The 13,537-nt window shown below is 64.6% G+C and carries 10 protein-coding genes; 9 read left to right on the plus strand and 1 reads right to left on the minus strand.

What is annotated here, in order from left to right; genetic code table 11:
* Nucleotides 1-89: 89 nt before the first annotated feature.
* Genes OUZ30_RS00235 through OUZ30_RS00250 form a run of 4 tightly spaced genes read left to right on the plus strand, consistent with a single transcriptional unit; the run spans nucleotide 90 to nucleotide 4,845 of the window.
* Nucleotides 90-548, plus strand: coding sequence for a MarR family winged helix-turn-helix transcriptional regulator (locus tag OUZ30_RS00235; RefSeq protein ID WP_266180143.1), 459 nt, complete (start codon nucleotides 90-92; stop codon nucleotides 546-548).
* Nucleotides 549-577: 29 nt separating this feature from the next.
* Nucleotides 578-2,044: an efflux transporter outer membrane subunit gene (locus OUZ30_RS00240; protein ID WP_266180144.1), complete on the plus strand. Its 1,467-nt coding sequence runs from the start codon at nucleotides 578-580 to the stop codon at nucleotides 2,042-2,044.
* A 12-nt stretch (nucleotides 2,045-2,056) separates the two neighbouring features.
* The gene (locus tag OUZ30_RS00245) at nucleotides 2,057-3,259 is read left to right on the plus strand and encodes an HlyD/EmrA/EmrK family protein (RefSeq protein ID WP_266180145.1); all 1,203 of its coding nucleotides are present in this window, start codon (nucleotides 2,057-2,059) and stop codon (nucleotides 3,257-3,259) included.
* A gap of 59 nt (nucleotides 3,260-3,318) precedes the next feature.
* A complete protein-coding gene (locus OUZ30_RS00250; protein WP_266180146.1) occupies nucleotides 3,319-4,845 on the plus strand; it encodes a DHA2 family efflux MFS transporter permease subunit in 1,527 nt (508 codons plus the stop codon).
* Nucleotides 4,846-4,917: 72 nt separating this feature from the next.
* On the opposite strand, the gene OUZ30_RS00255 is transcribed toward OUZ30_RS00250, so the two are convergent.
* Nucleotides 4,918-5,838, minus strand: a complete 921-nt coding sequence (locus OUZ30_RS00255) for a bestrophin family protein (protein ID WP_266180147.1) — start codon at nucleotides 5,836-5,838, stop codon at nucleotides 4,918-4,920.
* 147 nt (nucleotides 5,839-5,985) lie between these two features.
* Between OUZ30_RS00255 and OUZ30_RS00260 the strand changes: the two genes are divergently transcribed.
* From OUZ30_RS00260 to OUZ30_RS00280, 5 genes are all read left to right on the plus strand, one after another.
* On the plus strand, nucleotides 5,986-6,582 hold the full coding sequence (locus OUZ30_RS00260) for a DUF2239 family protein (protein WP_266180148.1): 597 nt from the start codon (nucleotides 5,986-5,988) through the stop codon (nucleotides 6,580-6,582).
* Between the two features lie 45 nt (nucleotides 6,583-6,627).
* Nucleotides 6,628-8,091, plus strand: a complete 1,464-nt coding sequence (locus OUZ30_RS00265) for an MATE family efflux transporter (RefSeq protein ID WP_266180149.1) — start codon at nucleotides 6,628-6,630, stop codon at nucleotides 8,089-8,091.
* Nucleotides 8,092-8,172: 81 nt separating this feature from the next.
* On the plus strand, nucleotides 8,173-9,462 hold the full coding sequence (locus OUZ30_RS00270) for an MFS transporter (protein ID WP_266180150.1): 1,290 nt from the start codon (nucleotides 8,173-8,175) through the stop codon (nucleotides 9,460-9,462).
* 107 nt (nucleotides 9,463-9,569) lie between these two features.
* The gene (locus OUZ30_RS00275) at nucleotides 9,570-11,228 is read left to right on the plus strand and encodes a multicopper oxidase family protein (RefSeq protein WP_266180151.1); all 1,659 of its coding nucleotides are present in this window, start codon (nucleotides 9,570-9,572) and stop codon (nucleotides 11,226-11,228) included.
* Nucleotides 11,229-11,449: 221 nt separating this feature from the next.
* Nucleotides 11,450-13,492: an alkaline phosphatase family protein gene (locus OUZ30_RS00280; RefSeq protein WP_266180152.1), complete on the plus strand. Its 2,043-nt coding sequence runs from the start codon at nucleotides 11,450-11,452 to the stop codon at nucleotides 13,490-13,492.
* The last annotated feature ends 45 nt before the right edge of the window (nucleotides 13,493-13,537 follow it).

The raw sequence follows: 13,537 nt of genomic DNA on the forward strand, positions 1-13,537 counted from the left end.
CACCACGGGCAACAACGGTTGCCCGAACAAATACATGCTGCAATATATTTGCCTTGACAAATATATTGCGAGCAATAAAATGCCCGCCCATGAACCCGCCATCCCACTCCCCGGCGACTTCGCAGGAAGGCCTCGGCGTCCTGATAAGTCTGGTCCGCAGCGAGCTGGTCCGCGCGCTTGAGGCCAAGCTGCAGGCCTCAGGCGTGGGCCTGCGCTTCACCCAGTTCCTGATCCTGAAACGCCTGGCCTTGCTGGGCCCGATGTCGGCCAGTGAGCTGGCCCGGGCGGTGGAGCTGGATGGCGGCGCGATGACGCGCCAGTTGGACCAGCTTGAGGGCAAGGGTTACCTGCGCCGGGTCAGGCACGAGCAGGATCGTCGCGCCCTGCGGATCGAGCTGACCGAGGCTGGCGACGTGCTGTGGCGGCGAATGAACATCTGCAATGACCTGGTGCTGGAAGCGGCTCAGGCGGCGCTGAACCCGACCGAACGCCAGCAACTTCAAGACTACCTGGGGCGCGTCCTGCAAGCGCTCCGCGACAAGACCTGATTCCCGCTTACTTCCTGGAAGACCATTCCATGCGACTGCAACTACTTGCGGCAGCTACCGGCCTCACCCTCGCCCTGGCGGGTTGCGCCAGCAGCGGTGGCCTGCATCCGGAAGGCTCGCTGACCGACACCGCTTCCCTCAAGGCTGAGCGCAGCCTTGCCGGTGTCGCGCTCTCCCCCGCTGCGTGGCCCGCCGAAGACTGGTGGACCGGCCTGGGTGATCCCCAGCTCAGCGCCTTGATCGGCGAAGCCCTGAAGGACAACCCGAGCCTGGCCGTGGCCGATGCGCGTGCCCGTGAGGCGCAGGCCCAGGCCGGCGTAGCTGATGCGGAACGCGGGCCCACGGTCAACGCCGGCGCCAACGTGGTCGGCCAGCGTCTTCCCACCACGGCGTTCCCGCCGGAATTGGGCGGCGGCCACTTCACCTGGTTCAAGGACGTGCGCGCCAGTTTTAGCTGGGGCCTCGACCTATGGGGTGGCAAGCGCGCCGCCTGGGAGGCCGCGCTCGGTCAGCAGCGCGCCGCTGAGGTGGAATCGCGTGCCGCTCGCATCGAGCTGTCCAGCAACGTCGCCCTCGCCTATGTGCAACTGGGCTACGCGTTTGCGCAACAGGACGTGGCCAAGGAGGTGCAGGATCGCGCCAACACCGTGCACAAGCTGACCTTGCAGCGCGTGGATGCTGGTGTCGACAGCCAGCTGCAGCTCAAGCAGAGCGATACCGAGGTCGCCAATGCCGACCAGCAGTTGTCGGCCGCCAACCGCGCCATCAAGGCCGCCCGTTCCTCGCTGTCGGCGCTGCTGGGCAAGGGGCCGGATCGCGGCCTCGACATCACCCGCCCGCAGCCACTCGAACCCGCCGCGCTTTCCGCACCTGCGAACCTGCCGGTCGAACTGATGAGCCATCGCGCCGACCTGGTCGCCGCGCGCTGGCGCGTCGAGGCGGCTGGCAAGGAGATCAAGGTCGCCAAGACCGAGTTCCTGCCCGACATCAGCATCAGTGCGATGGCTGGCTTCGTGGCCGCGGGCGGTACCAATCCACTGCAGATGCCGGCGCGCTTCTTCACTGCCGGTCCGTCGTTCAGCCTGCCGATCTTCGACGGCGGCCGCCTGCGCTCGAACCTCGCTGGCAAGGACGCGCAGTACGACGTCGCCGTGGCGCAGTACAACCAGACCCTGGTCACCGCTGTGAACGAAGTGGCTGACCAGTACGACGCCGTGCAGTCCGCGCAGGAACAGGTGGCCGCCCAGCAGCGCGCGCTCGACGCCGCGTCCCAGGCCTGGGAACTGTCCGAACAGCGCTACAAGGCGGGGGTGGGCAGCTACCTGGAGGCACTGATCGTGCGCCAGCAGCTGCTGCTGGCCGAGCAGCGCATGGCCGCACTCAAGTCACAGCAGGCCGAGTCCTCCGTGCAGCTCATCCAGGCCCTCGGTGGCGGATTCCGCCCGCAGGCCGGCGCGGCCGATGCCGCCCTCCCTTCTTCTGAACATTCGCTCTAAAGGCTATCCCCCATGTCTAGCCAAACCCCGCTCGCGGCCGACAACACGGCTCCTGTCCAACCACCCAAGAACCGTCGTGGCTTGCTGCTGCGCCTGCTCGCCGTCGTGCTCGTGCTCGCCGCCATCGGCTGGGGGCTGTGGTACTTCTTCGAAGGCCGCTGGTACGAAGGCACCGACGACGCCTACGTCAGCGGCAATATCGTGCAGATCACCCCGCAGGTGGCGGGCTCGGTCGTGACCATCGGTGCCGATGACGGCGATCTGGTCCATGCCGGCGACATCCTGGTCAAGCTCGATCCGGCCGATGCCGATGTCGCGCTGGCCCAGGCCAAGGCCAACCTCGCCAGCACCGTGCGCAAGGTGCGCGGCCTGTACAGCAATGTGACCGGCGCCCAGGCCGAAGTGGCTGCGCGCAAGATCGCCGTCGATAAGGCGCAGGCGGACTACAACCGCCGCCGTGACCTGGCCAAGACCGGCGCCATCTCGGCGGAAGAGCTGTCGCACGCCGAAGACACGCTGACCACCGCACAGAGCGCCCTCACCACCGCGCAGCAGCAGTTCCAGACCAGCAATGTGCTGGTCGACGATACGGTGGTTGCCTCGCATCCGGACGTCCAGACGGCCGCGGCCAAACTGCGCGCCGCCTTCCTCGACGACGTGCGCACCTCGATCATCGCGCCGGTCGATGGCTACGTCGCCAAGCGCTCGGTCCAGCTGGGCCAGCGCGTGGCGACTGGCGCCCCGCTGATGGCCGTGGTGCCCCTGCATGGCGTGTGGATCGACGCGAACTTCAAGGAAACCCAGCTCACCCAAATGCGCATTGGCCAGCCGGTGGAGATCAAGTCCGACGTCTACGGCGGCGCGGTGACCTACAAGGGCAAGGTCGAGAGCCTTGGCGTAGGGACAGGTAGCGCGTTCGCCCTGCTGCCGGCACAGAACGCCACCGGCAACTGGATCAAGATCGTGCAGCGCGTGCCGGTACGCGTGTTCTTCGATGATCCGAAGCAGCTTGAAGAGCATCCGCTGCGCATCGGCCTGTCGACCAAAGTGGACGTGAACCTGCGCGACCAGAGCGGCCCGCTGCTGTCCAAGCAGTCGCCGACGCAGCCCGCCTTCAACACCGATGTGTACCAGCAGCAGCTGGCCAAGGCCGATGGCCTGATCGCCGAGATCATCCACGCCAACACGGCTGGCGGCAGTCACGACAAGCAGTAATCAAGCATGCGGCGCCGGCTTCGGCTGGCGCTCTTCTTTTACCCAAGGTTATTCGTGCGATGAGCAGTGAATTTCGTCCGCCCAACCTGGCACTGGCCACGGTCGGCCTCTCGTTGGCGACCTTCATGCAGGTGCTCGATACGACCATCGCCAACGTGTCGTTGCCGACGATCGCCGGCAATCTCGGCGTCAGTGTCAACCAGAGCACCTGGGTCATTACCTCTTTCGCGGTCAGCACGGCCATCGCGCTACCGCTGACCGGCTTCCTCAATCGTCGTTTCGGCGAGGTGAAGCTGTTCATCTGGTCGACCCTGTTGTTCTCGCTCGCCTCGCTGCTGTGCGGCCTCGCGCAGAGCATGCCGATGCTGATCCTGTTCCGCGCCATCCAGGGTGCGGTAGCGGGTCCGATGTACCCGATCACGCAAAGTCTGATGATCTCGATCTATCCACCCGCGAAACGCGGCATGGCGCTGGCCTTGCTGGCGATGGTGACCGTGGTGGCGCCGATCGCCGGACCGATTCTCGGTGGCTGGATCACCGACAACTATTCGTGGCCGTGGATCTTCTTCGTCAACGTGCCGATCGGCATCTTCGCCTGCATGGTCGTCAGCAACCAGATGAAGCTGCGCGTGGATACCACTTCGCGCCCGAAGATCGACTACGTGGGACTGATCACGCTGATTGTTGGCGTGGGCGCGCTGCAGATCGTGCTGGACAAGGGCAATGACGAGGACTGGTTCAACTCTTCGTTCATCGTGATCACCAGCATCGTGTCGGCCATTGCGTTGGCGGTCTTCCTGATCTGGGAACTTACCGACGACGATCCGATCGTCAACCTGCGCTTGTTGCGCCATCACAATTTTCGGGTGGGCACGATCGCGCTGGTGCTGGCCTACGCGGCGTTCTTCGCCATCGGTCTACTAGTGCCGCAGTGGCTACAGCGAAACCTGGGCTACACCTCCACCTGGGCTGGCTTCGCCGCGGCGCCACTGGGCATCCTGCCGGTGATGCTGACCTTTATCGTCGGCAAGTACGCCAGCCGGACCGACATGCGCCTGCTCGCGTCGTGCGCGTTCCTGGTGATGGGTATTACCTGTTTCCTGCGTTCCAATTTCTTCCTGCAGATCGACTTCAACAGCGTGGCGCTGGTGCAGCTGCTTCAGGGCCTCGGCGTGGCGCTGTTCTTCATGCCGGTGACGACGATCCTGTTGTCGGATCTCAAACCCAATGAAATTGCCTCGGGTGGCGGCCTGGCAACCTTCCTGCGTACCTTGGGCGCGAGCTTCTCCGCCTCGCTCACGACCTTCCTGTGGGATCGCCGGGCCATCGTGCACCACGCGCACCTGAGCGAACACTTCACCCCGTACGACTCATCCGCGCAGGCGACGTTGCAGGCGGCGGGCGTGAGCAGTCCGCAGGCGGCCAATGCCACACTTGAACAGCTGATCACGCAGCAGGGTTACCAGATCTCGTTCAACGAGGTGTTCCATCTGCTGGGCTGGGTATTCTTCGCCCTGATCGTGGTGATCTGGATGGCCCGTCCGCCCTTTACCGCAAAGGCGGGCACGGCCGGAGGCGGGCACTGAACTTCGAGGCTACGCAAACGACAACGGCCCTGCGGGGCCGTTGTCGTTGATGTGTCCAAGGTCGCAGCATCGCTAGAGCAAGACACCGTCGACCGGTTGCAGCGGCTCGGGCAGATCGTGTTCACCCAGTAATGCCCCGAGGCTGATCTCGATGCTGCGGCACATGGCATCGAGAGCGAGATCGTTGGGCAGCCGCTCGAACGGGCTTTCGATCTGATCGCCCAACGCGTCCAGCCCGAAGAAGGTGTAGGAGAGCACGCCCACCATCAGCGGCGTCGCCCAGCCTACCGTGCCGACCAGGCAGAACGGCAGCAACAGGCAGTACATGTAAACCGTGCGATGCAACAGCAGGATATAGGCGAACGGAATCGGCGTGCCGTGGATGCGCTCGCAGCCGCCGAGCACATACGACATACGGGTCAGCTGCGCGTCGATGCTGGCTAGCAGGATGCTGTCGAGCCGGCCTTCGCGCCGCAGTTGCGCGTAGCTTTCGCCGATCAGGCCCAACAAGGCATTCGGTGGATTCGGTGACGGCAGTAGCGCCGCGACCTCGGCCGGCGCCATCCAGCGCCCCAGGTCGTGCTCCGGCTCCGAGCCGCGCAGCATGTGGCGCAAAGCGTGCGCGTAGGCGATCAGTCGATGCACGCGCTGGCGCTGCTCGTCGTGCGGCAAGCCGTCGGGCAGGCTGATGGTCTGGCGCGCCACGTTGCGCAGCACGATCAACAACTCGCCCCACAACGTGCGCGCTTCCCACCAACGCTCGTAGGCCACGCTGTTGCGGAAGCCGAGGAAGATCGCCAGGGTGAGTCCCATCAAGGTCAGCGGGACGGCGCCGATCTCGATACCGGTATGCGGCAGACGATGCTCCATCAGCACGACCAATACAGCGAGCGCCACCATGCCGACCACCCGCTTCCAGATGACCGGCACGATCGAACCGCGCAGGGTAAACAGCATCAGCCGCAGCGGGCGGGAAGGCGGGTGGACGACCATGGCAAGCGCGGCGGGAGGGAGGGGGCCTGCACTTTAGCGCGGGAGCCCGAGGCGCGCCGAAAGGGTCGCTGGCCCTTCGGTCCCCGGGATTGACGGCGGCCTTTTCACCCGGACATAATCTGCCCATATTATTACCCGGGCAAAAGTATGGCTTCCAGCGAGAGCACCCACTGCGTCGCTTTTCACGGTCATCAACAGATCGCCTCGGGCGTACTGGCCAGTGTCGCGTTGGCCGTAAAAAAGGCGCTGGACGACGGGGCATCAGGTCCCGTGCTGATCTTCGACGACCACAGCAGCCGGCCGATCGAGATCGATTTTCGCGGCACCCCCGATGAGGTGCTGGCGCGCCTGCAGGTGGCGGCGGCGGAACCGGCCGAGCCCGCCAGCCGGGGTCCCGGCCGCCCGAAACTCGGTGTCGTGGCCCGTGAAGTCACCCTGCTGCCGCGGCATTGGGAGTGGCTTTCCCACCAGCCTGGTGGTGCTTCGGCGGTACTGCGAAAGCTGGTCGACGAGGCGCGCCGCAAGGGCAGCGGCCTGGAACGTGCCCGCCTGGCAGGCGAAGCGGTTGATCGCTTCATGCTGTCGATGGCGGGAGACCTGCCGGGCTATGAGGAGGCATCCCGCGCGTTCTGGCGCAAGGAACAGGCATGTTTCAGTCAATTGACAGATGCGTGGCCCGCCGATGTGCGCGAGCATGTACGCCGACTCGCTGCGACGGCGTGGCACAACGACGCGACAGCCTGACTGCTCTTCGTTCTCTCCCCTTTCCCCTTCGCGGAAAACCCATCGATGTCATCTGTCGCCGCAAGGCAGCCCCTGCTCACTGAAGGCCCGATCGCGCGCACCTTGCTGATGTTCGCCTTGCCGATCCTGGGCAGCACGGTGCTGCAATCACTGAATGGTTCGGTCAACGCGATGTGGATCGGCCATTACCTGGGCGAGGCGGCGCTGACGGCGGTCAGCAACGCCAACCTGATCCTGTTCCTGCTGCTCGGCGCCGTGTTCGGCTTGAGCATGGCCTGCACCATCCTGGTCGGCCAGAGCCTGGGCGCGCGCAACATGCTCGAAGCGAAGCGCGTCGTGGGTACCGGCGTGACGTTCTTCGTGGCGGTCTCGGTACTGGTGGCCATCGCCGGTTATGCGGGCACGCCGTGGATGCTTGGCGTGCTGGGTACGCCGGTCGACGCGCAGGCGTTCGCCGTGCCGTACCTGCGCATCATCTTCATCGCCGTGCCATCGATGTATTTCTACAGCTTCCTGATGATGACGCTGCGCGGCGCTGGCGATTCGCGCACGCCTTTCATCTTCATGGGCTTGTCGGTGTTGCTGGATATCGCGCTCAACCCGATGTTGATCTTCGGCGTCGGTCCGTTTCCGCGCATGGGCATCGCCGGTTCGGCGACCTCGACCCTGATTGCACAGAGCGTGGCCCTGGTCGCGCTGCTCTGGACCCTGTATGCGCGCAAGCACTTCCTGCGCCTGACCCGTGGCGAGCTGCGTTTCCTGCGTCCGGACATGACCATCCTGCGCGCACTGGTGTTCAAAGGCCTGCCGATGGGCCTTCAAATGATCGTGATCTCGACCTCCGCGATGATCATGATCCACATGGTCAATGGCTACGGTTCGAAGACCACCGCCGCCTATGGTGCCGCGACCCAGTTGTGGACGTATGTGCAGATGCCGGCGATGGCGATTGGCGCGGCCGTGTCGTCGATGGCGGCGCAAAACGTCGGCGCCAGATTGTGGGACCGCGTGAGCCGCATCACCAAGGTGGGCGTGCTGTACAACTTCCTGCTCAGTGGCGCGCTGATCGGACTGATCTACCTGTTCAACCATGCCGCGCTCAACCTGTTCCTGCCCAACGATGGCGAGGCGCTGGCGCTCGCGCAGCATCTGAACGGCATCGCCGTGTGGTCCTTCATGTTCTTTGGGGTGACCTTCGTGCTGTTCGGCGTCGTGCGTTCCACTGGTGCGGTGATGCCGCCCCTGGTCATCCTGTTCATCTCGATGTGGTTGATCCGCCCGCCGTTCGCGCTGTTGCTGGCACCTGGCATCGGTGCGGACTCGATCTGGTGGAGTTTTCCGCTCGGTTCGCTCGCCTCGATGCTGATGGCGATGGGCTATTACCGCTGGGGCGGCTGGCGCCGCGCGCACATGCTCACGCCGCCGATCAAGACCGTCGACGAACAGGCGGCCGTATCGGGCCAGCAAGCACCGACCACCGGCCAGGGTGTACCCGCTTCCGTGGATTGAACCATAGCGGCAATATTCGCCATTCCGACTTAGCCACGATCAAGGCGAACCGTTTCCGGTACGTCGTGTAAGGACACATGGATGCAAACCCCGACACAAGCCTCAGTACTGGCCAATCGTAATTTTCGACTGCTCTTTGCCGGCAGCACCGTATCGGCGCTGGGTGACCAGTTCACGCTGGTGGCGCTGCCCTGGCTGGTGCTCAAGCTCACCGGTGACCCGGCAGCCCTGGGCCTGGTGCTGGCGGCCATGGCGCTGCCGCGTGCGATCTTCATGTTGATCGGTGGCGCGGTGGTGGATCGCATGTCGCCACGGCGGGTGCTGCTCGCTGCCCGTGGTGTCAACGCCTTGCTGGTGAGCCTGCTGGCGCTGCTGGTGTGGAGCGGGGCCATCAACATGCCCCTGGTTTATGCGATTGCCCTGGGCATCGGCCTGTCGACGGCGTTTGCCTATCCGGCGTCCTCGTCGATCCTGCCGCAATTGATGGAACCCACCCAACTGGCCCCAGCGAACGCACTGATCATGGCCATGCGCCAATTGAGTGTCTTCGTGGGACCGCTGCTGGCTGGCCTGGTGATCGGCACGGGAGCGCATGCCGCCGTCACGCGCGGGCCGGCGGATGCGCATGGCCTGGGCCTCGCTTTCGGCATCGATGCAGTGAGCTTCCTTGCCTCGTTGGGCTCGCTGATGATGATCAGGCTGCACAGCGACGATCATCCCCGGCGTACCCAGGGCAGCGTGCTGGCCGCCGTGGCCGAGGGCGTGCGCGGGGTATGGGCCGATGTGCCACTGCGTGCGTTCATCCTCTACGTGGGCGCGGTCACGGTGTTCGTCGGCGGCCCGATCCAGGTTGGCCTGCCCGTGCTGGCAGACACGCGACTGGACCTGGGCGCGGCCTCGCTGGGCATCCTGATGACGGCCAACGGTGGCGGGATGGTGCTGGGAGGGTTTCTGTCGAAGCTGGCCGCCCGCCTGATCCGGGGTCGGCTTGGCCTGATGGTGCTGTGCATCGACAGCGTCGCCGGCCTGGGCTTGGTGCTGCTGGGTTGGGTCCACAGCACCTGGAGTGGAGCGGTACTGCTGGCCATGACCGGCGTGCTGGCGGGCATCGCCCAGATCTCCATCATCAGCTGGATCCAGCAGCGCGTATCGCGCGAAATGATGGGGCGCACGATGAGCCTGCTGATGTTCACGTTCATGGGACTCGGGCCGGTCTCGGCCGCGTTGGCCGGTGCCCTACTCAAGATCATCAGCCTGCCCGCCTTGTTCGCTGGCGCCGGCCTGGCCCTCACGGCGATTGCGCTGGGCTGCCTGACCAACTCGGCGTTACGCAGTATCGGCGCGCCCAAGCCCGACGAAGCCGTGGGCTGAAGCGGAGCCGCGGCTGGGCTGCCACGCGGTTGTCATGGGCGATTCTTAACGTGTGACGCCATGGCAGCCGCACCCTTCCCACACCGGCCCGAGCTGGCCCTCATCGCGTGAGTCTTTCGCGTCGTCGCTTCCTGCGTGGCCTGGCGGACATGGCCGGCGCCGCGGCCGCCGCCGACCTCGGCTTGCTGGCCTGGGCTGCCCCTGCATCGGCCGACGCGGGCATGCCACGCATGGCGATGCCGCAGCTCGCCGCGCCGAAGGTGGCGCTGGTCAATCCGGTGACCCTGGCCCGCTTTGTCGATCCGCTGCCGATTCCGCCGCTGGCGCGGGCGCTGGGGCAGCGCGAGCACCCGGCCTACCCGGGCAGGCAGCTTCCGCTGTATCGCATGGAGATGCACGCCTTCAGCGCGCGCCTGCATCGCGACCTGCCACCCACGCCGCTTTGGGGTTATGGCGGTACCTTTCCAGGGCCAACGCTGGTAGCGACGCGCAACGAGCCGATCCTGGTCGAGTGGGTGAATGCGCTGCCCGAGCGGCATTTCCTGCCGATCGATCACACCATTCACGGCGCCGAGCGCAGCAAGCCGGATGTGCGCACGGTGGCGCATGTGCATGGCGCGCGCGCACCCGCGGGCAGCGATGGCTATCCGGAGGATTGGTTCGCGCCCGGCCATTCAGCCGTCTATCACTATCCGAACGCGCAGGATGCCGCCACGCTCTGGTATCACGATCACGCCATGGGCATCACGCGGCTCAATATTTACGCCGGCTTGCTCGGTGCCTTCATGGTCCGCGACGCCGAAGAGCAGGCGCTTGGCCTGCCCTCGGGAGATTGCGATCTACCGTTGATCCTGTGCGACCGCCTGATTGCGAAAGACGGCCAGCTCTACTACCCCGTGTCGGATGATCCCGCGGCGCCATGGGTTTCCGAGTGCAACGGCAACGCGATCCTGTGCAACGGCAAGCTCTATCCGTTCCTCGACGTCGAGCCGCGGCGTTATCGGCTGCGCTTGATCAACGCGGCCAACACGCGCTTCTTCAACCTGTCGCTATCGTCCGGCCAACCGTTCCAGCAGATTGCCAGCGACCAGGGCCTGTTGCCGGCGCCGTTGCCGCGCGAGCGCATTGAACTGTATCCGGCCGAACGCGCCGACGTCGTGATCGACTTCAGTGGTCTCGACGGCAAGGCGTTGCAGCTGCGCCATCAATCCGAAGCGCTCCTGGAGTTTCGCGTGCGCGATCGTGGCCGTGGTGACGCAGCCGCGTTGCCGGCGACGCTGCGTAAGGTGGACCGCATCGATGCAAGCGTCGCCGTACGTGATCGCCTGCTCACGCTCGGTGAGCAAGATGACGCGGGCGGCCGTCCGATGATGATGATGTTGGGCGGCAGGCACTGGTCCGCGCCCATCACCGAAGACCCGCGGCAGGACAGCGTGGAGATCTGGAGCCTGCTCAACGTCACGGGAGACGTGCATCCGATTCATCTGCATCTGGTGCGCTTCCAGGTCGTCGATCGACGCCCGTTCGATCTGTTCGCCTGGAACGCGAACAAGACACTCAAGTACACGGGTCCCGCACAACTGCCGTCACCTCACGAGATGGGGTGGAAGGATACCGTGCGCGCCGACCCTGGCATGGTCACTCGCATCATCATGCGATTTGAAGGGGAGCCGGGTCGCTATGTGTGGCACTGCCATCTGCTCGAGCACGAAGACAACGAGATGATGCGGCCCTTCCAGCTGCTTCCCGCGCACGCAAAAGCATAGCGCCACCGAACGCTTTTTCTTGATCGCTCGCGCAAGCTCATGCGCCGTCGCAGCACTGTCATGTTGGGCGGCGGCGCTGTCGCCATAGTGCCAATGCACCGTCATCTTCGCGGACCAGACTCGCCGCTGGCCTGGATGCCCGATGTTGCGATCGGTCCCCAGGTTAATCAGGGGGATTACTCGATTGCAGCCCGAACAGGGTTTCTGCAGGAGATTCAGACATGTCCATGATGTATGTCCGCAAGCGGCTCATGCCGTTTGTCATCGGCACACTCACGGCCGGCCTCGCCGGTGTTGTCAGCGCACAAAGCACCACCTCGCCCGACCATGACGCGGTTTTCCGCGGACAGGTGCCGGCGTCTGGTGTGAGCAACCGCTCCGGTGTACCGGGAGGCGTCACCGTCTTGCATGCTCCCGGTGATGGTGAAGATCGTAGCGGTCGCACCAAGTCGCCCATCAAGCATGTGATCTTGCTGATCGGCGAAAACCGCACGTTTGATCATGTGTTCGCCACCTACACGCCGCCCAGCGGCCAGAGCGTGAACAACCTGCTGTCCGAAGGCATTGTCAATGCGGATGGCACGCCGGGCCCGAACGTCGCTGCTGCACGCCAATGGCAGGCTTCCAGCACCGGTGCGTTTTCGCTCGCTCCGACGCACACCAGTGCGTACACGGTGCTGCCGTCGATGAACACCGGCGGCGCGCCGACGCAGGCGCCGTTCGCATCCGCAGCACAGGCCGAAGCGTTGGAGCCGGCGTTGCCGACCAGCGCCTATATTGAACTTGCCGAAGGCGGCACGGGCCTGCCGAACAAGGTGGTCGACACGCGCTTCCCCACCCAGCTGCCCAATGCTCCGGTCGATATGCACGCGTCGATCAGTTACGACGACTACGCCAACAGCCCGGTGCACCGCTTCTTCCAGATGTGGCAGCAGCTCGACTGCAATGTGCAGGCAGCCACGGCAAAGAACCCCAGCGGTTGCCGCAACGACTTGTTCCCGTGGGTCGAAACCAGCATTGGCGCCGGCACCAATGGTGTTGCCCAGCCGGCCGGGTTCAACGAACAGAGCACGGGTGAAGGCTCGACCGCCATGCAGTTCCTCAACATGGCCAAGGGTGACGCGCCCTACTTTGCCGAGCTGGCGCGCACGTATGCACTGAGCGACAACTTCCACCAGTCGGTGATGGGCGGCACGGGTGCCAACCACATCATGCTCGGCTTCGGCGACTTGATCTATTACGCCGACAGCAACGGTAATCCCATCACGCCGCCGTCGAACCAGATCGAAAACCCGGATGCGCAGCCCGGTACCAACAACTGGTACGTGCAGGATGGCTACGGCGGCGGCTCGTATGTGAATTGCGCGGACGACACGCAGCCTGGTATCGCTGCCGTGAAGACCTACCTGAAGTCGCTGCCGTACCACACGTTCCATGGCACCGATTGCAGGCGCAACGCCTACTACCTGGTGAACAACTACAACCCGGGCTACCTGGGTGATGGTACGCCGGCCCCGCTCGGCGCCACGCAGTTCACCATACCGCCGTCACAGCAGGACAACCTCGCGCTGCTGTTGACGCGTCATCACGTGAGCTGGAAGTACTACGGTGAGGGTTGGGGTGGTGGCAAGGAGAATGGCGAAGCGGGCACGTTCTGCAATATCTGCGACCCGTTCCTGTACTCCACGCAGGTCATGACCAATCCGAAGCTGCGCGCCAACAATCAGGATATCAACGATCTCTACAACGATATCCAGAACGGCACGCTGCCGGCCGTCTCCATCGCCAAGCCGGATGGCATTCTGGACGGCCATCCGGCCTCGTCCAAGCTCGAGCTGTTCGAAGGCTACGTGAAGAAGATCGTGGACATGGCGAAGGCCAACCCGAAGGTGTGGGACGACACCGTCATCATGGTGACCTTCGATGAGGGTGGCGGTTACTACGACTCCGGCTATGTGCAGCCGGTCGACTTCTTCGGCGACGGCTCTCGCATCCCGCTGCTGGTGATCTCGCGTTATTCGGAAGGCGGTCGCGTGGTGCATACGTATTACGACCACGTCTCGTTCGACAAATTCGTCGAGGCCAACTGGGGCCTGCAGGAGACGATCTCGGGTCGCAGCCGCGACAACCTGCCCAACCCGGTATCGATGCCCGGCAATCCTTATGTGCCGGTCAATGCTCCCGCCATTGGCAATCTGATGAACATGTTCGACTTCGATCGTGGTGCGCAGCCGCATATGGCGGCGGCAGAAACGCAGGACTGAGTGCCTGCGGTTCATGCCCTGCCTGCGCAAGCAGGCAGGGCATCC

This window comes from Dyella humicola, from assembly GCF_026283945.1.
Lineage (GTDB): Bacteria > Pseudomonadota > Gammaproteobacteria > Xanthomonadales > Rhodanobacteraceae > Dyella > Dyella humicola.